Origin of the sequence: Escherichia sp. KTE159 (assembly GCF_000408805.1) — a bacterium.
Taxonomy (GTDB): Bacteria; Pseudomonadota; Gammaproteobacteria; order Enterobacterales; family Enterobacteriaceae; genus Escherichia; species Escherichia marmotae.
Map to the genome: position 1 here is coordinate 1 of NZ_KE137292.1, position 20,722 is coordinate 20,722.

Sequence of the window (20,722 nt, forward strand, 5' to 3'; positions counted from 1 at the left end):
CGTCACACTATCATTAACTGAATCCATAGGTTAATGAGGCGAACCGGGGGAACTGAAACATCTAAGTACCCCGAGGAAAAGAAATCAACCGAGATTCCCCCAGTAGCGGCGAGCGAACGGGGAGGAGCCCAGAGCCTGAATCAGTATGTGTGTTAGTGGAAGCGTCTGGAAAGGCGTGCGATACAGGGTGACAGCCCCGTACACAAAAATGCACATGCTGTGAGCTCGATGAGTAGGGCGGGACACGTGGTATCCTGTCTGAATATGGGGGGACCATCCTCCAAGGCTAAATACTCCTGACTGACCGATAGTGAACCAGTACCGTGAGGGAAAGGCGAAAAGAACCCCGGCGAGGGGAGTGAAAAAGAACCTGAAACCGTGTACGTACAAGCAGTGGGAGCCTCTTTATGGGGTGACTGCGTACCTTTTGTATAATGGGTCAGCGACTTATATTCTGTAGCAAGGTTAACCGAATAGGGGAGCCGAAGGGAAACCGAGTCTTAACTGGGCGTTAAGTTGCAGGGTATAGACCCGAAACCCGGTGATCTAGCCATGGGCAGGTTGAAGGTTGGGTAACACTAACTGGAGGACCGAACCGACTAATGTTGAAAAATTAGCGGATGACTTGTGGCTGGGGGTGAAAGGCCAATCAAACCGGGAGATAGCTGGTTCTCCCCGAAAGCTATTTAGGTAGCGCCTCGTGAATTCATCTCCGGGGGTAGAGCACTGTTTCGGCAAGGGGGTCATCCCGACTTACCAACCCGATGCAAACTGCGAATACCGGAGAATGTTATCACGGGAGACACACGGCGGGTGCTAACGTCCGTCGTGAAGAGGGAAACAACCCAGACCGCCAGCTAAGGTCCCAAAGTCATGGTTAAGTGGGAAACGATGTGGGAAGGCCCAGACAGCCAGGATGTTGGCTTAGAAGCAGCCATCATTTAAAGAAAGCGTAATAGCTCACTGGTCGAGTCGGCCTGCGCGGAAGATGTAACGGGGCTAAACCATGCACCGAAGCTGCGGCAGCGACACTATGTGTTGTTGGGTAGGGGAGCGTTCTGTAAGCCGTTGAAGGTGGCCTGTGAGGCTTGCTGGAGGTATCAGAAGTGCGAATGCTGACATAAGTAACGATAAAGCGGGTGAAAAGCCCGCTCGCCGGAAGACCAAGGGTTCCTGTCCAACGTTAATCGGGGCAGGGTGAGTCGACCCCTAAGGCGAGGCCGAAAGGCGTAGTCGATGGGAAACAGGTTAATATTCCTGTACTTGGTGTTACTGCGAAGGGGGGACGGAGAAGGCTATGTTGGCCGGGCGACGGTTGTCCCGGTTTAAGCGTGTAGGCTGATTTTCCAGGCAAATCCGGAGAATCAAGGCTGAGGCGTGATGACGAGGCACTACGGTGCTGAAGCAACAAATGCCCTGCTTCCAGGAAAAGCCTCTAAGCATCAGGTAACATCAAATCGTACCCCAAACCGACACAGGTGGTCAGGTAGAGAATACCAAGGCGCTTGAGAGAACTCGGGTGAAGGAACTAGGCAAAATGGTGCCGTAACTTCGGGAGAAGGCACGCTGATGGTAGGTGAAGCGACTTGCTCGTGGAGCTGAAATCAGTCGAAGATACCAGCTGGCTGCAACTGTTTATTAAAAACACAGCACTGTGCAAACACGAAAGTGGACGTATACGGTGTGACGCCTGCCCGGTGCCGGAAGGTTAATTGATGGGGTCAGCCGCAAGGCGAAGCTCTTGATCGAAGCCCCGGTAAACGGCGGCCGTAACTATAACGGTCCTAAGGTAGCGAAATTCCTTGTCGGGTAAGTTCCGACCTGCACGAATGGCGTAATGATGGCCAGGCTGTCTCCACCCGAGACTCAGTGAAATTGAACTCGCTGTGAAGATGCAGTGTACCCGCGGCAAGACGGAAAGACCCCGTGAACCTTTACTATAGCTTGACACTGAACATTGAGCCTTGATGTGTAGGATAGGTGGGAGGCTTTGAAGTGTGGACGCCAGTCTGCATGGAGCCGACCTTGAAATACCACCCTTTAATGTTTGATGTTCTAACGTGGACCCGTGATCCGGGTTGCGGACAGTGTCTGGTGGGTAGTTTGACTGGGGCGGTCTCCTCCTAAAGAGTAACGGAGGAGCACGAAGGTTGGCTAATCCTGGTCGGACATCAGGAGGTTAGTGCAATGGCATAAGCCAGCTTGACTGCGAGCGTGACGGCGCGAGCAGGTGCGAAAGCAGGTCATAGTGATCCGGTGGTTCTGAATGGAAGGGCCATCGCTCAACGGATAAAAGGTACTCCGGGGATAACAGGCTGATACCGCCCAAGAGTTCATATCGACGGCGGTGTTTGGCACCTCGATGTCGGCTCATCACATCCTGGGGCTGAAGTAGGTCCCAAGGGTATGGCTGTTCGCCATTTAAAGTGGTACGCGAGCTGGGTTTAGAACGTCGTGAGACAGTTCGGTCCCTATCTGCCGTGGGCGCTGGAGAACTGAGGGGGGCTGCTCCTAGTACGAGAGGACCGGAGTGGACGCATCACTGGTGTTCGGGTTGTCATGCCAATGGCACTGCCCGGTAGCTAAATGCGGAAGAGATAAGTGCTGAAAGCATCTAAGCACGAAACTTGCCCCGAGATGAGTTCTCCCTGAGACTTTAAGTCTCCTGAAGGAACGTTGAAGACGACGACGTTGATAGGCCGGGTGTGTAAGCGCAGCGATGCGTTGAGCTAACCGGTACTAATGAACCGTGAGGCTTAACCTTACAACGCCGAAGATGTTTTGGCGGAAGAAAGACATCAATATCAGCTTGATACAGATTAGATTAACCGGCGATAAGCGGGTTAATAAACAGAATTTGCCTGGCGGAGATAGCGCGGTGGTCCCACCTGACCCCATGCCGAACTCAGAAGTGAAACGCCGTAGCGCCGATGGTAGTGTGGGGTCTCCCCATGCGAGAGTAGGGAACTGCCAGGCATCAAATTTAGCAGTAAGCCGGTCATAAAACTGGTGGTTGTAAAAGAATTCGGTGGAGCGGTAGTTCAGTCGGTTAGAATACCTGCCTGTCACGCAGGGGGTCGCGGGTTCGAGTCCCGTCCGTTCCGCCACTTATTAAGAAGCCTCGAGTTAACGCTCGAGGTTTTTTTTCGTCTGCAATTTCATTATTGCCAGAATCGCAAAAATCCTCTGCATTTTACGCTCTTTTTCCGCAACAATCTGAAGTCCATAATCATCTCAGTTAACGAACATATCATTAAAAGAGGCATATTATGGCTATCCCTGCATTTGGTTTAGGTACTTTCCGTCTGAAGGATGACGTTGTTATTGCATCAGTAAAAACCGCGCTGGAACTTGGCTATCGCGCAATTGATACCGCACAAATCTATGATAACGAAGCTGCTGTAGGTCAGGCGATTGCAGAAAGCGGCATACCACGTAATGAACTCTATATCACCACTAAAATCTGGATTGAAAATCTCAGCAAAGACAAACTGATCCCGAGTTTGAAGGATAGTCTGCAAAAATTACGTACCGATTATGTCGATCTGACACTGATCCATTGGCCGTCACCAAATGATGCGGTATCAGTAGAAGAGTTTATGCAGGCGCTGCTGGAAGCGAAAAAACAAGGGCTGACGCGTGAGATCGGTATTTCCAACTTCACCATCCCGTTGATGGAAAAAGCGATTACTGCTGTTGGCGCTGAAAACATCGCCACCAACCAGATTGAGCTCTCTCCTTATCTGCAAAACCATAAAGTGGTCGATTGGGCTAAACAGCACGACATTCATATTACCTCCTACATGACGCTGGCTTATGGGAAGGCATTGAAAGATGAGGTTATTGCTCGTATCGCCGCGAAACACAATGCGACTCCGGCACAAGTGATTCTGGCATGGGCGATGGGGGAAGGTTACTCGGTTATTCCTTCTTCTACTAAATGCGAAAATCTGGAGAGTAACCTGCAGGCAGTAAATTTACAGCTTGATGCCGAAGACAAAAAAGCGATCGCCACGCTGGATTGCAACGACCGCCTCGTAAGTCCGGAAGATCTGGCTCCTGAATGGGATTAAACTTCTCTGACAGCTCCTCCGGGAGCTGTTTTTATATGCTCACTAAGGAAATCGATAAAGGCTCGTATACGGGTGCTCACTGCACGGTCGCTGTAATAAACGGCGCTGAAAGGCATTTCCACTGGCAGTACTCTATCTGCCATTAACTCTACCAGTTCACCACGTGCAATTTCTTTGTCGATCATATAGTCAGATAAACACGCGATCCCGTTGCCACTCAGGCAAAGCTGTTTCAACGTTTCCCCGCTATTGGATGACAAACCGTACTTCACCTCATGTAATTGCCCATCGCTACAGGCTATCGGCCAGGTATTGAGGGAGGCTGGTTCAGTGAATCCCAGGCAAACATGCTGCTTTAAATCGTCGATAGTTTCTGGCTTCCCGTGGCGGGCAATATAATCGGGGGAGGCGATAATTTTTCGATAGCTGTTAAACAACGGTCTGGCTCGGAGGCTGGAATCCGTTAATGCGCCGGCGCGAATCGCAACATCCACTTTTCTTTCGATCAAATTAATAATGGTTTCGGAGGAGACTAGCGATAAAGTAACTTCCGGATAGCGTTCACGAAATGGTTTAATCAACGGCATCAGAAAGTGCAATATCACGGGGGTCGCGGCATCGATTCGTAACAGTCCGCGTGGCGTATTACGTGTCTCCATGATTTCTGATTCTGCTGCGGCCATTTCCTGCAAAATCGACTGCACACGCCGAAAATAACGTTCCCCTTCCTCCGTCAGGCTAAGTTGCCGCGTGGTGCGATTAAGCAGGCTAACGCCAAGTTTCATCTCCAGCTTTTTCACCGCCCGGCTTACCGCAGAGTTCGCTTGTCCTAATTGTTCTGCCGCCCGGCTAAAACTTCCGCTTTCGACTACCGAAACAAAAATGGCGAGTTCTTCCGACGTGGCTTTCATTTTTGCTCCTGTTGCAAAATATAAAAGAGATTTTGAATTTATTTGTTATTAAACCATTCGGACAGGTGATAAGTCATCCGATTTAATGATCATCAATGATGAGCCAAATTCTGTCCGATGTAAGCACTTGCTTACATAACAATATACAATTGCTCGTTGAAAGAGTGAGCTAAAATCCCTATAACAGTAGAACCCTCCCGAGTGCGGAAGGGTTGACGTAATAGAGGTTTCAAAGTCAAAAGTGCGAAAAAACACCTATGCCATGCGCTATGTTGCCGGACAACCTGCGGAAAGGATCTTACCGCCAGGGTCTTTTGCGAGCATCGGCCAGGCATTACCCCCCGGAGAGCCGTTAAGTACCGAAGAGCGTATTCGGATCCTGGTGTGGAACATTTACAAACAGCAACGTGCTGAATGGTTGTCGGTACTGAAAAATTACGGCAAAGATGCGCATCTGGTGTTATTGCAGGAAGCGCAAACAACACCAGAGTTAGTGCAGTTTGCGACCGCTAACTATCTCGCCGCTGATCAGGTGCCTGCTTTCGTACTGCCACAACATCCTTCCGGTGTTATGACGCTTTCGGCGGCGCATCCTGTTTATTGCTGCCCGTTACGCGAACGAGAACCTATTTTGCGTCTGGCAAAGTCGGCGCTGGTGACGGTCTACCCATTGCCAGATACGCGTTTATTGATGGTGGTGAATATTCACGCCGTTAACTTCAGCCTGGGCGTGGATGTCTATAGTAAGCAGTTACTTCCTATTGGCGATCAGATAGCCCACCACAGCGGCCCGGTCATTATGGCGGGAGATTTCAATGCCTGGAGCCGTAGAAGGATGAATGCCTTATACCGCTTTGCGCGGGAAATGTCGCTGCGTCAGGTGCGTTTTACTGATGATCAACGCCGTCGGGCGTTTGGTCGTCCGCTCGACTTTGTTTTCTACCGTGGGCTGAATGTTAGTGAAGCTTCCGTACTGGTTACGCGTGCTTCCGATCACAATCCGCTACTCGTTGAATTCGGTCCCGGCAAGCCTGATAAATAAGGTATGTCAGGTCTGCCACAGGGCAGACCAATGTTTGGCGCTGCCCTTTAATACTCAAACAACTAAAGGACAGCGCAATGACAACACAATCCCACCATGACCATGTAGAAAAGCAGTTTAGCTCGCAGGCCAGTGAGTATTTAACCAGTACCGTGCATGCATCCGGGCGAGACTTGCAGCGTCTGGCTGCGCGTCTGGCCGGATATCCTGAAGCTTGCGTGCTTGATATGGGCTGTGGAGCAGGACATGCCAGCTTTGTCGCGGCGCAAAATGTGCAGGCGGTGGTGGCGTATGATTTATCTTCACAAATGCTGGATGTTGTTACACAAGCGGCCAATGCACGGCAACTGACAAATATCACTACTCGCAAGGGATATGCTGAATGCCTGCCATTTGCCGATCGCTCTTTTGATATTGTTATCAGTCGTTATTCTGCCCATCACTGGCATGATGTCGGTGCGGCACTGCGTGAAGTAAATCGGGTACTGAAGCCCGGTGGTCTGTTGATTGTGATGGATGTGATGTCACCGGGTCATTCGGTGCGCGATATTTGGTTACAGACGGTAGAAGCGTTACGTGATACTTCTCACGTGCGCAACTACTCCAGTGGCGAATGGTTGGCGTTAGTCAATGAAGCCAGTCTGGTTGTTGATAACTTGATCACCGATAAATTGCCGCTGGAATTTTCTTCGTGGGTCGCGAGAATGCGCACGCCAGAAGTATTAGCAGACGCTATTCGTGTTTACCAACAGAGCGCATCTACAGAGGTGAAAACGTATTTTGCCTTGCAGAATGATGGCTCTTTCACCAGTGATACTATTATGATTGAAGCTCATAAAGCGGCATAAATAAAAAAGGCACCGGGGGAATCGGTGCCTTTCTGTTATCTGGTTTGTCAGGAATCTGGCATGTTGTTGTTTTTTACAAACAACGTCAGCTTATCGCCTGGTTGCAGATTCGCAGTGTCGCTGTTCCAGCGCATCACATCTTTGATGTTCACGCCGTGACGCTTAGCAATGCTTGAAAGCGAATCGCCTTTGCGCACACGATACGTAATGCTATCGCTGTTGTTTGCCAGCCGCTGTGCGCTATTACCCGCGCCAATCGTCAGACTTTGGCCGGGTTTCAGCTTAGAACCGCGCAGATTGTTCCACTGCTGCAAATTCTTTGTGCTTACGCCGAGACGTGAAGCGATGCTTGAAAGCGTGTCGCCAGAGCGTACGGTGTAAACACGGCTGTTAAGTGGCGTATTGTCGGCAACCAGTGTTGATTGTACGGCAGCAATTTCGCCTGAAGCCAGAGATTCACGCAGTTGATCTGCATGTTTCTTTGGCACCATCACGTATTGCGGACCACTTGCGCCCAGCGTGGAACCTTTTACGCCAGCGTTGAATGTCTTCAGCTTGCTGACAGAAATTCCCGCCATGTCTGCAACCTTCGCCATTTCAACTGGGCTACTCAGGTGTACACGCGCCAGAGCACGGCTTTCATCGGTCGTCGGTAGACGTACGCCATAACGCTTGCTGTTCTTGAGAATATCACTCAATGCCAGCATTTTAGGCACGTACTGCTTCGTTTCCTGTGGCAACGGTAACGACCAGAAGTCCGTGGATTTACCACGCGCTTTGTTCGTTTTTATTGCCTTCATGACTCGACCTTCGCCGCTGTTATAAGCCGCTACGGTCAGAAGCCAGTCGCCGTCAAACATTTTGTTCAGACGCTGCATCATGTTCAGCGCAGCCGTTGTTGAAGCAACAACATCGCGACGCGCATCATAATTGCGGGTCTGTTTCAAACCATAATTGCGCCCCGTGCTCGGAATGATCTGCCAGATGCCTGCGGCATTGGCGCCAGACGTTGCGTGAGGATCAAAAGCGCTCTCCACTATGGGTAGTAGTACCAGTTCCATAGGCATGTTACGTTTTTTAACTTGCCCGGCAATCCAGTACATATACGGCTCTGCCCGTAAAGTTACATCGTGGAGATAGCTCTTATTGCGTAAATATTTCTGTTTCTGTTCGCGAATCCGGTCATTTTCCGGAATTCCCATCTTTAGCTCGTCGCCTATGAAAGCCCACAAGTCACCATCTGGCGCGATAGACGTCCCATCGTCCATCCATCGTGCCTGACTTGTAAACTTTGCTGCTTCCCCTTGACCAGCTGCAGAAAGGCTCTGTGCGTGCTGTTGAACGTTACCGGTACTCTGGCAACCTACGAGCAGGACAGAGGCGAGTAATATCGCTTTTGCCTTCATGTGTGTGTCAATAGTTGCTTAAAAGACGACCGATCATAACGGCGAACGAAGCCAATGACAAGAAAGTTTTATCAGAACCTATCTTTCTTTGACCTTAACCATGCAAAACGCTCTTCAGGTTGTTGCAATAATGTTTCTTTATTAATTACATTAATTAAATCAATATCTTCTGTTCTCAAAAAAACATTAATTTGTCGCTCATTTTTCAGAATTACGGGGAGTGTTATTTGATTTTTTGCCCGTAACTCCTTAACTTTACGATAATAATCATTTATGGACAAATCGTGCGGAAGAATACTCAAGGCAAACTTCATATTTGATAAAGTATATTCATGAGCACAACACACCAATGTATCATCAGGAAGTTCACTTAGTTTTTTAAGTGATTGATACATCTGTGGTGGAGTACCTTCAAATATCCTCCCGCATCCTCCAGAAAACAAAGTATCGCCGCAAAATAGATAAGGATTACTGAAGTAACAGATATGTCCTAAAGTGTGACCTGGTGTAGCAATTACACTAAATTCATGCCCTAAAACGAAGGCAGTATCGCCATCTTTGACTACCTGCGTTGTTCCCTTATCTTGTGTCTCTTCGGGTCCATACACCACAATTTGCGGATACTTTTCTACCAGTTCTTTTACACCGCCAACGTGATCGTGGTGATGGTGAGTGAGGAAAATCGCTACTGGTTGCCAGTTGTTATCTGAAATCGCCTTTAATACAGGTTCTGCCTCTCCCGGATCGACAATCAGGCAACGACCTGCTTCATCAGATAAAACCCAGATGTAATTGTCATCAAAGGCGGAAATACTGTTAAGATTCATAGATTACCTCTCAGTGCGAAACGGAAGGTTGTGATGAAACCGGCAAGGAACCCTCAAACTGTCGTGGCTCCTGATTGCTGGGGCGATTTGCCCTGGGGAGAGCTTTATCGCAAGGCGCTGGAGCGTCAGCTCAACCCATGGTTCGCTAAAATGTATGGTTTTCATCTGCTTAAGATTGGCAATTTAAGCGCAGAAATCAATTGCGAAGCGTGCGCGGTTTCTCATCAAGTGAATGTTTCTGCACAAGGAACGCCCGTACAAGTGCAGGCGGATCCGCTTCATCTTCCTTTTGCCGATAAATCCGTCGATGTTTGTCTACTGGCGCATACGTTGCCGTGGTGCACTGACCCGCATCGTTTATTACGCGAAGCCGATAGGGTATTGATTGATGATGGTTGGCTGGTTATTACTGGCTTCAATCCCATCAGTTTAATGGGATTACGTAAACTTGTGCCGGTATTGCGAAAAACATCGCCCTATAATAGCCGGATGTTTACCCTGATGCGGCAACTGGACTGGCTTTCTTTGTTGAATTTTGAAGTAGTGCATGCCAGCCGTTTCCATGTTCTCCCGTGGAACAAATATGGTGGAAAACTATTGAGCACGCATATTCCTGCGCTTGGTTGCTTACAACTTATTGTTGCCCGGAAACGGACTATTCCTCTAACGCTCAACCCGATGAAACAGAGCAAAAACAAACCGCGAATTCGCCAGGCGGTTGGTGCCACCCGGCAATTTCGTAAGCCGCAGGCTTAAACTTCGGCTTGATAGCCCGTATCTTCCAGCGTGGGATTCATCGCTGCTGCGCGAGCCAGTTCATCGCAACGTTCGTTTTCCGGATGCCCGGCATGGCCTTTAACCCATTCCCATTTGATTTGATGCTGACCCAACGCGGCATCGAGACGTTGCCAGAGATCGACATTTTTTACCGGTTTTTTGTCTGCGGTTTTCCAGCCCCGTTTTTTCCAGTTATGGATCCACTGGGTGATCCCCTGGCGGACATACTGGCTGTCGGTACTCAAAATGACTTCGCAATGTTCTTTTAACGCTTCCAGCGCAACAATAGCAGCCATCAACTCCATACGGTTGTTGGTGGTGCGGGTGTAGCCTGCGCTAAAGGTTTTTTCGCGTCCGCGATAGCGTAAAATAGCGCCATAACCACCCGGCCCGGGATTACCCAGACACGAACCATCGGTGAAAATTTCTACCTGTTTAAGCATCTCTGGTAGACTTCCTGTAATTGAATCGAACTGTAAAAAGACAAGTCTGACATAAATGACCGCTATGAGCACTGCAATTACACGCCAGATCGTTCTCGATACCGAAACCACCGGTATGAACCAGATTGGCGCGCACTATGAAGGCCACAAGATTATTGAGATTGGTGCCGTTGAAGTGGTGAACCGTCGTCTGACGGGCAATAACTTCCACGTTTATCTGAAGCCCGATCGGCTGGTAGACCCGGAAGCCTTTGGCGTACACGGTATTGCCGATGAATTTTTGCTTGATAAGCCCACGTTTGCCGACGTAGCTGATGAGTTTATGGACTATATCCGCGGCGCGGAGCTGGTGATCCATAACGCAGCGTTCGATATCGGCTTTATGGACTACGAGTTTTCGCTGCTCAAGCGCGATATTCCAAAGACCAATACCTTCTGTAAGGTAACCGATAGCCTTGCGGTAGCGAGGAAAATGTTTCCTGGCAAGCGCAACAGCCTCGATGCGTTATGCGCTCGCTATGAAATAGATAACAGTAAGCGTACGCTGCACGGGGCATTACTCGATGCTCAGATCCTGGCGGAAGTTTATCTGGCGATGACCGGTGGTCAAACGTCGATGGCTTTTGCGATGGAAGGAGAGACACAGCAGCAACAAGGCGAAGCGACAATTCAGCGTATTGTGCGCCAGGCAAGTAAGTTACGCGTTGTTTTTGCGACAGATGAAGAGCTTGCAGCGCATGAAGCCCGTCTTGATCTGGTGCAGAAGAAGGGCGGAAGCTGCCTCTGGCGGGCATAATTATCCGTTGAAGGCGCTAAAAATAGCACGTTGGGCGATTTTTGCAGCAAACGATTCAAAAGATGAGAAAAACCGTTGACGAAGAACGAGGCAGTCCGTAATATTCGCCTCGTTCCCAACGGAACACAACGCGGAGCGGTAGTTCAGTCGGTTAGAATACCTGCCTGTCACGCAGGGGGTCGCGGGTTCGAGTCCCGTCCGTTCCGCCAGTATTCAGAAAGCCCGAATCAGTAATGATTCGGGCTTTCGTCGTTTTGGACGCTGAGGGAATTTGTTGCCCCAGAATTAAAACGGATATGATTTAAAAAATGGCCACATAATATAATGGCCAGCCGTTATACATTCCGTCCATTTCTGTTATTCCAGCGCATCCCATTTCTCCAGCAGTTCTGCTGGAATTTCATTTATTACCTCCGAGAAGCGTTTTCCAATCAGCCGTTCCGCCTGGCGCAGCAAGGGAATAGTCGGGCTGCTCGGTTCGCTGTGCTCAAACCATCGACGTATAACTCGTAAACGTTCCAGCGCGTCGTTCCGGTCACGGATCTGCCGGGGTTCTGCGCCGGGCAGCGGAGATATTCCCACCGCAGTATGTACCGGTGGCACAACGTGCTCTGCCTGTATCTGTTCAGTATGATCGATGGCGGCGTTCTCCGGCTGTTCAGCCTGCGGTTGCGGCGGGATCTCCGGCGTGGTGCTCTGCACCGCTCCTGGCAATAGGGCCAGCAATTGTGTAAGACGCGAAAAGTCCGGGGCATGATCATTCAGCGTTGCACGCGCATGACATTGCAGGCGCTCTGTGGTCTCCGAGGCCTGGCGAAAGGCATCCAGCGGCAGTGCGCCTTGAGCTTCCAGGTCGGCCAGTTGCTGGCGTACTGATTCTGGTGCCAGCGCATCCGTCGGGCGTGATGCAGACAGCGAACGCTCCACATCCCGTACCTGAAGGCGCATAGCAGCATTGTTTGACAGCATAATGCCACGAATATCCGCCATTACTCCTTCGTGGTCCAGCAGCGCCGACAGCGCGTTACTGCGTGCTACTGTAGCATCTTCGGCGGTGATATCTTCAGTCGCGAGCAGTTGTGGATGGATGGTGTCCGGGTACGTGGCGCACAGCATTTCCAGTAAGGTAAATGCCTCCGCCAGCCCTCTGGCACCGGCCTGCTGGATCCGGCAGCGCAGCAGGACAACCAGAATACGGATATCTTTACTGCGCGTCAGCAGGCGGCGGGCATCCCGCTCAAGCTCCGCCCAGTTAATGGTTTCCGGCGTACTGACAAAATCGCCGTATTGCGCTTCTTCACGTGGCGTTGCGCGGGTGAACAGCAGCAGGTATTCAGGATCGTACTCCAGATCCGGGCCACATGGGCATTCAGCCGAAACAGGGTCAGCCAGAGATGTTTCCATTAAATTATCCTCAGTACGCCAGATAGTGTTCAGGTTCGAAAATCATGCCCGTCACCGGGTTATCATGCATGGCCTTTCCAGCCCAGGCAGTCCAGCCAAGCTGGTATGGGCCGCCTGTAACAACCGGAGGTGCAGTGTGTGGTTTAAGCTGTAGCTCAATTTCCCAGCAGTATTCAAAACCGGTGAAGGCGCGAACCAGTTCCGTCAGCACCGGCAAATTATTGCCGCCAGGCAGAAAACGTTGGTAATCCTCTAGTGTCAGCGGACCAATGACCAGCCGAAACTTATACTGCATGTCCGGTACGGCCTGTCCTATGAGTGCGCCGTTGCCAATAACGGAAGAGGGGGCAGGAATGCCCAGTCGGGTGATCTCGTCATTTGCTACGGCTATCCAGTGCAAAACGTACTCCTGTACCCGGAATGGCACGCCGAAATAGTGCGCCAGCGTGGCTGCCAGTCCGTCCGGATTGCGGGATTCACGCACCAGATGAGCCGATGCCGCAAGGCGAACGTGATCCGGCAACGGGCTGTCGGCGCATTCCCGCAAATCCTGTCCGCTGAGACTGGCGATATAAAAGGCAAAGCGGTCATGTTGCGGATTATCCAGACCGCCCCCGGCGGACTGAGCGCTGCGCCATGCCTGGTAAAATTGCGTCAGCCAGCGGTGATGAAAAAGATCGGAAAAACGAGTTAGTGTCGGATCGCGGCGGCTTTCGGTCCGGTTATGTGCCAGTTCTGTGTAGTGCAGCGGTAGCGGGCCGTTCGGCCCCCACAGCCCGAGGCTGTAAAGGCTGATGTTCAGTCGTCCTTCCTGCCAGCTCACACTGGCGATTTCCCTTGGTGCAAAGGTCAGCGCAGGTGTTTGTCCCAGGCGAAATTTTTCCATCCTCGGTTGCCATGTGCCGCCAGCCGGGATGGTGCACAACTGCACATCAACGCGACGCATCAGGTTCAGAAAACCGTAACGCCAGGGAGTTTCCTGCGCCTGCGTGAAATTGCCGCTCATATGCTTCCCCGCTGTCCAGCCCTGACCGGCCAGGTCATAATTCTGCCGCGCTGCATGCTGTGTAGCGTCATTTGCGAGAAGGTGTTAATGGAAACATGACGGGCGATATAATGCTCCAGCACCAGACCGAACAGATATGGACTGATACCCGAGAAGCCTTCTTCATCCACGGTCAGTTCACAACTGACGCCTCGACCATAGACCAGCAAACCGGAACCTGGCAGACGACGTGTGACCGGTGTCGTTTTGCAGCCAACCAGACTACGCACCTGACGCGACAGCGGACTGTCATGCGCCGGAATAAACAGGCTCAGCAGATCGCGCAACGCCTGGCCGCCGGTGCGGTGATCCAGATCGGCCAGTGGCAGATAATTAAAAGATAACTGGCGGATCAACCGCCAGGCCATTTCACGTTCAGCCAGCGGGGGCTGCGGCGGTCGCGGTGGACGGATAAGCCCGACGCCCGCCACCGGGATTGCCGCATCCACGGTCAGGTCGTTCCGGCCATTGCGTGTAATAAGACAGGGGAGATCGCGGTTGGTTATCATGGCCGTGATGGTGATATGGCGCAGATTTTCCGGGTACGGCGCTTCATACTGATCAACCAGTGACAGGAACACTTCCGAACCCGTATAGGGGGTTCGGGTGCCGTAACGGCGGGCGTTTTCTGATAAGCGGCGCGGTTCCCGGCGCAGGGAAAAATAACGCCCGTGGTTGCCTTCATCGTTATTGCGCGTGTGGTAGAGCGGGCGAAAGGCTATCTTCCGTGTGGTGTCAGTTTCCAGCCCTTCCACTTCCTGAACCGAGAACACCTCATAATCCAGTGGATGGGTTCTGTCTACTATCAGATGCTGCTCCGTCGTGCTGTGCGTGACGTCGATCCGGGCGGTGACTCGGGGGAACAGGTTGACAACCGGGGTACAGAATAGACTGAGCTGTGTGGCATCCGTCTGGTGGGTAAGCCAGTCCGGCGGCAGGCGGTTCAGCAAAATGACGATTTCCGCCACGCCGCCGTGAATTTTCTGTAGCCCGGCAGACAGTCCCGTTGGTGTGAAAAAATAAAATCGCTCCGGGCAGGCGAAATATTCATGCAACAGGTTATGGCCGTGGAATACGTTCCACGCCAGCGGCAGTAGTCCCTGATCCGGCTCCAGACCCTCATACATGACGGGCTGTTTCAGGTTCACATCCAACATGCCGTCAAAATGGCCCGGAACGCCAACCAGTGTGGCGATAGCGCTGGTATGCAGCAGTTCGAACAGGTGTGAGGCCGTGCGTTCCTCGCCGCAGAGATAAAGCGGCAGCCTGTCCAGCCCGGCAAGCTGGCTGAAAGTCAGTTCACCGAAGGTGCGCAAGGTAATACGCAGCGCGCCAGCAACGTGAATGTTAGCAGGCAGGTAGCGGTGCAGGGCGGGCATATCTGGCGGTGCGGCGGTCAGACGTGCTTCTTCGATGGCAAGTGGCCACAGTGTCACATCCTGGCTGCTGCGAAACTGACAGGCGGTGCTTTCACCTTCCGGGATGGCGGAAAAAAAGGCAGTGCTGCGCGGTACGGTGAACCCCTTTGCCAGATCACCTTCTTCCGGGTCGGGATGGAGTTGCGCCACACTCATTGAGGGCGTGGGGGTAACGTAATTAGGGCTGACGACCTCCAACAGACGCTGGGTGAGTCGGGGGAATTCAGCATCAATTTTAAGCTGCGTGCGGGCGGTCAGGAAGCTGAAGGCCTCGACCATCCTTTCTACATACGGATCGGCAATATCCGTTCCATGCATACCCAGCCGGGCGGCGACTTTAGGATGACGGGCGGCAAATTCGGCTCCCGTTTCCCGCAGATAGCTCAGTTCGCGGTTGTAGTATTCCAGTAGCCGTGGATCCATCGGTCACCTTCTGTATTAAAAAAATGTAATGTGGCTCTGTTCCATATCCAGCACGCTGCGTACCCGAAATGCTGTAGGGTACGGCTGCGTGAGGATTTCGCCGCGAATTTCAAACTGTAATGTGTTATGACCGCTCTGGCGGCGCTCATCCTGGAGCGGGATGATTTGCAGAGTGGATGCTTTCAGGCGGGGTTCAAACCGAATGATGGTACGTAAAATGGCCCTGCGGATATCGTCCCATTTGTGTTCATACAGAAAGCTGCCAGCCAGCGGCGGCAGACCGTAGTTCAGTACGGAAGCCGCAGCCTGCGGGTAACGCGCGGCATCAATATTATCTTCATGACTGACCGTGTTGAGCAAAAATGACAAATCCCTACGGATGATCTCCCTGAGCTGTACCGGACTGACGCTGATATCGTGGTCGCGCTTCTGCTGTGGAGCATCGTCACACAGTCGATCAAACAATGTAGGCATCAGGTGGTTGCTATGGCGCAGGCGAAAGTCGCTCATGCGTCACTACCTTCGGGCGCATTAAAGGTACAGGCGGTCATATCCAGCAGGCTAATATCGCCGTGACTGGTGAGCCACATTTTTTGTCCCAGTGCCGTAACCAGGGTATCTCCTGGCCCGTCCTGCCAGACGGTTTCCCGGCAAAGGCGTAAGGTGTCAGAAGCACTTTCAGAACCGCTGTAGCGGGAAAACAGCCAGGCGCTGTGCGTGTCACCGTTATGCAGGGTGATGTTGACGGGTTTCCAGAGCAAATCGGTCAGATGCACGGGCCGTGGCGATTTCAGCGAACGAATTTGTGAAAATGGCAGCCAGATATATACACCGCCCGCGATCAGTTCGAGTACCGGGCCGGTACGGGAATCACTGTCACTAATCCAGTCAAATTTACCGCCATTCCACTGCCCGGTAGTGTCTGTGATGGCCTCAAGTGCGCGGTTGCGGTGGACATCAGCTTCCTGCGCTTCACCACGGGTGTTACCGGTGAGGGCGGCCAGCAAATTCTCCATCCACGCGGGCGGGGAGAGAATAAAACCGGGACGCTGTTCCCCCTGAAAGCAGGTGTGGCGGTATATCTCACAGCGGATCAGCTCCCCAAATATCTGAGCCTCTCGGGTATAATTAGCGTCTATTCGGGCGCAAAGCTGAATTTGTTGTAGCGCCCGCGACCAACAGCCTGTCACGCACAATAACTGAAACAGATTGTGCCGATGTGAAGCCAACGTCGGCTGCTTCTTTACCTGTTGCTCCGCTATCTGAATTCCTTCCGCTACAGAATAATCCCGCAACAGCGCCGACAACATCGCCGGTAGCACGTTATTATTTGTCATGATAAATATCTCCGTGTTGTACCGGGGTGACCCGGTAATGACTGTCAATGCCGATGATGCGGTGCTCACGTTGTGTCAGGTCGGGTAGAATGGCGTTATGTATCGTTTCCTGTGCATATTCCGGGGAAAGCAGATGCAGGATATCGGGGAGAATCGTTTCGACAGGCCAGGTGGTTTCTTCTTCGCCGGTGGTATCCAGCACATCGAGAATCGCGTCAATACTTAGCCCACCAGTGACTATATCCTGCAATGTATCAGTTTCAGAGGTCAGGCTGCATAAGGAGGTCAGATCCTGTGTGACTGCCTCTTCGTACAGGGGAAAAGGATCAACATGGTGATGAATATCCTGTTCGGGGGACGACAACGCCTGGCGGTATTCTTGATAAAGAAGGGGGAGTGGGTTATCTGTTTCTGGGGCAACTTCTGTGGTGACTGCGCCGTGGATCGGAATGATATCGAACGGGTTTTGCGGTTGTGTTTGCTGTTGTCGAAACCAGTCGAGATCGAGATACTCAATCATTGTTTTTGGTGAAGCGGTAATCTGCGCTGTCGTCTTTTCCACGTGTAAAGCCGTGGATGGTAGGTTACCGCGCACAAGACACCATGAAGATAATCCCCATTCAATCAAGTCTCCTTCGTTCAGGCGCATACGGTGATGCGGCTCGACAATCTGATCATTTACCGTGCAACAATATTCATCAGACTGATTAATTATCCACCATGCCTCTTCGTGGCGGGTCAGACTGAGGGCAATCTTTACATCATCATTTGCCTCAAAAACAGGGATCCAGGGAGTGGTAACGGTGAAGATAATTTGGGTTCCTGCAGTCGCATAAATTGTGTTATCGGAGATCCCATGCGCCTGTATTTTTTGTAGTCCCCAGGTAATATTTTGTTTCATTGCATATCACTGTGTAGAGTGTTTTTTTCAACAGAATAATTAATTAAAATTTTTAGATAAGCAATACTGATCAATTTGCTTTATCAATATTAGTCTTCGCAGAAATATATAGTGGTGATTTTTAGTGTAATATATTCATAATATATATGAAATTAAATTGCTATATTGAATATCACCATAAAAAAGATACTAACTGCTATATTACATTGTGTTCTGTGATATGCATCATTGTTTCATTCCGGGTTTTTGATAATTCTATTAATTAGGAATTTTAATCGATACAGTTATGCTTATGTATCATTTATATGATTTTACATCATCAGGTGTAACAGATGGACACTCCTGTTTCACGCAGTGCACTATATGGAAAGCTGACCAAATCTTTATTTAGATCTTTGGAATCCGCGACAACGTTCTGTAAATTACGTGCTAATCCTTATGTCGAACTGACACATTGGTTGCATCAACTCATACAACAACCAGAGAATGACATTCACAATGTGCTTCGACACTATCAAATAACATCTGCTGATGTAGAGAATGCGTTAATTCGACAACTGGAGATATTGCCTGCCGGGGCGAGTGTAATTAACGATTTTTCCCATCATATCGATCTATCTGTCGAAAAAGCCTGGATGTTGGCAAGTATCCGTTTTGGTGATCAAAAAATTCGTAGTGGCTGGTTATTACTTGCCTGGTTAACCACGCCAGAATTGCATCGGGTGTTAAAAAATATCTGTGCGCCTTTGGCTGGGCTACCGGTAGATGAACTATTAGATATCCTTCCGTCTTTAATCACATCATCTTCTGAAATAACAGAAATGCCATATGGCGGCTCGGGTTTGAATTCTGCAGTACCGGGGGAAGCTAGCCAGGTATTTGCCAGCGAATCAAGCGGAAGTAAATCTGCGCTGGCGAAATACTGTCAGGACATGACTACACTGGCGCGTGAAGGCAATATTGATCCGGTCACCGGCCGCGAACACGAAATTCGTACCATGACGGATATTCTGCTGCGTCGTCGGCAGAACAATCCGCTGCTGACCGGCGAGGCGGGCGTCGGGAAAACGGCTGTGGTGGAAGGATTTGCGCTGGCGATTGCCCGGGGCGAAGTGCCGCCTTCACTGCGAAACGTGCGTCTGCTGTCGCTGGATGTCGGGGCGCTGCTGGCCGGGGCGTCCATGAAGGGCGAATTTGAATCCCGCCTGAAGGCGCTGTTGGAAGAGGCTGCGCGTTCGCCGCAGCCGGTTATTCTGTTTGTCGATGAAGTTCACACCCTGGTGGGCGCTGGTGGTACATCCGGTACGGGCGACGCTGCCAATCTGCTGAAACCGGCGCTGGCGCGTGGCACCCTGCGCACCATCGGCGCAACCACCTGGAGTGAGTACAAACGCCATATCGAAAAAGATCCGGCGCTGACCCGGCGTTTTCAGGTGTTGCAGGTGGCAGAGCCGGAAGAGGTTGCTGCTGTTGAGATGGTACGCGGGTTAGTCACCACGCTGGAAAAACACCATGACGTCCTGATCCTTGATGAGGCTGTGCGCGCCGCCGTACAGCTTTCTCACCGTTACATTCCGGCCCGGCAGCTACCGGACAAGGCTATCAGCTTGCTGGATACGGCGGCGGCCCGTGTAGCGCTGTCGCTGCATACCCCACCAGCGAAAGTCCAGTATCTGCGTCAGCAGCTCAATGCCGCCGAACTGGAGCAGGAGTTGTTATTAAAGCAGGAAAAAATGGGTATCCGCGCAGAGCGGGGCGACATACTGACGATACGGATCGCCTCACTGAATGTAGATCTTTCTGACACCGAAGCGCGCTGGCAGCAGGAACTGGAGTTGGTTCATACCTTACAGGAACAGCGTGCCGCAGAGCCCGATGAGCGTGATGAAACCACGTTACAACAGTCGGAAACTGCATTACGAGTCTGGCAGGGTGAAAACCCCATTGTGTTCCCGGAAGTTAACGCGGCGGTGGTGGCAGCGATTGTCTCCGACTGGACAGGCATTCCCGCCGGGCGCATGGTGAAAGATGAAGCCAGCCAGATCCTCGAACTCCCCATCCGTCTGGCGCAGCGTGTTACCGGGCAGATGGATGCGCTGGTGCAGATTGGTGAGCGTATCCAGACCGCGCGGGCGGGTTTAGGTGACCCGCGTAAACCAGTGGGTGTCTTTCTGCTGGCCGGGCCGTCCGGTGTGGGTAAGACCGAAACCGCGCTGGCGCTGGCGGAAGCTATTTACGGCGGCGAACAGAACCTGATCACCATCAATATGAGCGAGTTTCAGGAGTCCCATACCGTCTCCACGCTGAAAGGTGCGCCGCCCGGCTACGTGGGCTATGGCGAAGGCGGCGTGTTGACGGAAGCTGTACGTCGTCATCCCTGGAGCGTGGTGCTGCTCGACGAAATTGAAAAAGCCCATCATGACGTCCATGAGTTGTTCTACCAGGTATTTGATAAAGGCGCGATGGAGGATGGCGAAGGTGTCCACATCGATTTCAAAAATACCACGCTGTTGTTGACCACTAACGCAGGAGCGGACCTTATCAGCCAGATGTGTGAGGATCCGGCGCTACTGCCTGATTTGTCAGGATTAAAAGAAGCCTTAATGCCGGAGTTACGCAAACACTTCCCGGCTGCTTTCCTGGGACGGGTGACGGTTATCCCCTATCTGCCGCTGGATGAGACGGCGCGTGGCGTTATTGCCCGCCTGCATCTTGACAGGCTGATGGATCGGATGGCAGAGCAGCATGGCGTTTCACTCGTCTATGGCGATGAATTAATTACGCACATAGTGGCACATTGCCCGATGCACGAAACCGGCGCTCGTTTGCTTATCGGCTATATCGAACAACATCTCCTCCCACAACTGTCCCGTTACTGGTTGCAGGCGATGACAGAGAAAACGGCCATCACGCAAATCCGCATTCGTGTTGATGAGGATGAACAGATTATTTTTGAAACGGTTCATGAAGCATGATTTATCCGTATGAACCAACTGTTTGCTGTGCATTTTTAAACTGTACCGTTGAACCGCTCTCCTGGCGGTCGGCGGCTGACTGATAAGGAAATGAAG

The 20,722-nt window shown here is 51.5% G+C and carries 16 protein-coding genes, 2 tRNA genes and 2 rRNA genes; 10 read left to right on the plus strand and 10 right to left on the minus strand.

Translation table 11 applies throughout. From position 1 onward, the window contains the following. The 4 genes from A31E_RS21125 to dkgB form a co-directional block, all read left to right on the plus strand. Nucleotides 1-2,764 (plus strand): 23S ribosomal RNA (locus A31E_RS21125); the annotation flags it as partial. A 96-nt stretch (nt 2,765-2,860) separates the two neighbouring features. Then, nucleotides 2,861-2,976, plus strand: a 5S ribosomal RNA gene (gene rrf, locus A31E_RS21120). Between the two features lie 54 nt (nt 2,977-3,030). After that, nucleotides 3,031-3,107: transfer RNA gene (locus A31E_RS21115), tRNA-Asp, on the plus strand. A 162-nt stretch (nt 3,108-3,269) separates the two neighbouring features. Then, nucleotides 3,270-4,073 (plus strand): 2,5-didehydrogluconate reductase DkgB, encoded by an 804-nt coding sequence (gene dkgB, locus A31E_RS21110; protein WP_016248312.1) that lies wholly within the window; start codon nt 3,270-3,272, stop codon nt 4,071-4,073. On the opposite strand, the gene yafC is transcribed toward dkgB, so the two are convergent. Beyond that, entirely contained in the window at nt 4,070-4,984 is a 915-nt protein-coding gene (gene yafC, locus A31E_RS21105; protein ID WP_000648552.1) for a DNA-binding transcriptional regulator YafC, read from the minus strand. The two genes, dkgB and yafC, sit on opposite strands and share 4 nt — an antisense overlap. 241 nt (nt 4,985-5,225) lie before the next feature. Here yafC and A31E_RS21100 point away from each other — a divergent pair, with 241 nt between their 5' ends. Together A31E_RS21100 and A31E_RS21095 are read left to right on the plus strand one after the other, a co-directional pair. Next, nucleotides 5,226-6,026, plus strand: coding sequence for an endonuclease/exonuclease/phosphatase family protein (locus A31E_RS21100; protein WP_001230982.1), 801 nt, complete (start codon nt 5,226-5,228; stop codon nt 6,024-6,026). 77 nt (nt 6,027-6,103) lie between these two features. Further along, nucleotides 6,104-6,874 carry a class I SAM-dependent methyltransferase gene (locus tag A31E_RS21095; RefSeq protein ID WP_000211694.1) on the plus strand — a complete coding sequence of 257 codons (771 nt, stop codon included), beginning with the start codon at nt 6,104-6,106 and terminating at the stop codon, nt 6,872-6,874. A 47-nt stretch (nt 6,875-6,921) separates the two neighbouring features. Here the strand turns inward: A31E_RS21095 and mltD are convergent, their stop codons facing one another. Further along, nucleotides 6,922-8,280 carry a murein transglycosylase D gene (mltD, locus tag A31E_RS21090; protein WP_000644687.1) on the minus strand — a complete coding sequence of 453 codons (1,359 nt, stop codon included), beginning with the start codon at nt 8,278-8,280 and terminating at the stop codon, nt 6,922-6,924. Between the two features lie 71 nt (nt 8,281-8,351). Beyond that, on the minus strand, nt 8,352-9,107 hold the full coding sequence (gene gloB, locus A31E_RS21085) for a hydroxyacylglutathione hydrolase (RefSeq protein ID WP_001515750.1): 756 nt from the start codon (nt 9,105-9,107) through the stop codon (nt 8,352-8,354). A 33-nt stretch (nt 9,108-9,140) separates the two neighbouring features. Here gloB and A31E_RS21080 point away from each other — a divergent pair, with 33 nt between their 5' ends. Continuing rightward, the gene (locus A31E_RS21080) at nt 9,141-9,863 is read left to right on the plus strand and encodes a class I SAM-dependent methyltransferase (RefSeq protein ID WP_001515751.1); all 723 of its coding nucleotides are present in this window, start codon (nt 9,141-9,143) and stop codon (nt 9,861-9,863) included. On the opposite strand, the gene rnhA is transcribed toward A31E_RS21080, so the two are convergent. Continuing rightward, nucleotides 9,860-10,327 (minus strand): ribonuclease HI, encoded by a 468-nt coding sequence (gene rnhA / locus A31E_RS21075; protein WP_000917882.1) that lies wholly within the window; start codon nt 10,325-10,327, stop codon nt 9,860-9,862. The two genes, A31E_RS21080 and rnhA, sit on opposite strands and share 4 nt — an antisense overlap. Before the next feature lie 64 nt (nt 10,328-10,391). Between rnhA and dnaQ the strand changes: the two genes are divergently transcribed. Both dnaQ and A31E_RS21065 read left to right on the plus strand, forming a co-directional pair. Next, complete coding sequence (dnaQ, locus tag A31E_RS21070) at nt 10,392-11,123, plus strand: DNA polymerase III subunit epsilon (RefSeq protein WP_010379295.1); 732 nt, start codon at nt 10,392-10,394, stop codon at nt 11,121-11,123. Between the two features lie 132 nt (nt 11,124-11,255). Next, nucleotides 11,256-11,332 (plus strand) — tRNA-Asp (locus A31E_RS21065). A 148-nt stretch (nt 11,333-11,480) separates the two neighbouring features. On the opposite strand, the gene A31E_RS21060 is transcribed toward A31E_RS21065, so the two are convergent. From A31E_RS21060 to tagK, 6 genes are read right to left on the minus strand one after another with little or no spacing between them, the layout of a single operon-like run. Further along, nucleotides 11,481-12,527 carry a type VI secretion system protein TssA gene (locus A31E_RS21060; protein ID WP_000450215.1) on the minus strand — a complete coding sequence of 349 codons (1,047 nt, stop codon included), beginning with the start codon at nt 12,525-12,527 and terminating at the stop codon, nt 11,481-11,483. A 10-nt stretch (nt 12,528-12,537) separates the two neighbouring features. After that, a complete protein-coding gene (tssG, locus tag A31E_RS21055; RefSeq protein ID WP_001515752.1) occupies nt 12,538-13,533 on the minus strand; it encodes a type VI secretion system baseplate subunit TssG in 996 nt (331 codons plus the stop codon). Continuing rightward, the gene (tssF, locus tag A31E_RS21050) at nt 13,530-15,413 is read right to left on the minus strand and encodes a type VI secretion system baseplate subunit TssF (RefSeq protein WP_016248313.1); all 1,884 of its coding nucleotides are present in this window, start codon (nt 15,411-15,413) and stop codon (nt 13,530-13,532) included. The genes tssG and tssF overlap by 4 nt, the downstream gene beginning before the upstream one ends. A gap of 15 nt (nt 15,414-15,428) precedes the next feature. Continuing rightward, the gene (gene tssE / locus A31E_RS21045) at nt 15,429-15,923 is read right to left on the minus strand and encodes a type VI secretion system baseplate subunit TssE (RefSeq protein ID WP_001515754.1); all 495 of its coding nucleotides are present in this window, start codon (nt 15,921-15,923) and stop codon (nt 15,429-15,431) included. Further along, a complete protein-coding gene (locus A31E_RS21040; protein WP_000183894.1) occupies nt 15,920-16,750 on the minus strand; it encodes a type VI secretion system accessory protein TagJ in 831 nt (276 codons plus the stop codon). Before A31E_RS21040 ends, tssE begins: the two co-directional genes overlap by 4 nt. Next, the gene (tagK, locus tag A31E_RS21035; RefSeq protein ID WP_000812393.1) at nt 16,740-17,651 is read right to left on the minus strand and encodes a type VI secretion system-associated protein TagK; all 912 of its coding nucleotides are present in this window, start codon (nt 17,649-17,651) and stop codon (nt 16,740-16,742) included. The genes A31E_RS21040 and tagK overlap by 11 nt, the downstream gene beginning before the upstream one ends. A 332-nt stretch (nt 17,652-17,983) precedes the next feature. Between tagK and tssH the strand changes: the two genes are divergently transcribed. Continuing rightward, nucleotides 17,984-20,626 (plus strand): type VI secretion system ATPase TssH, encoded by a 2,643-nt coding sequence (gene tssH, locus A31E_RS21030; protein WP_016248314.1) that lies wholly within the window; start codon nt 17,984-17,986, stop codon nt 20,624-20,626. The last annotated feature ends 96 nt before the right edge of the window (nt 20,627-20,722 follow it).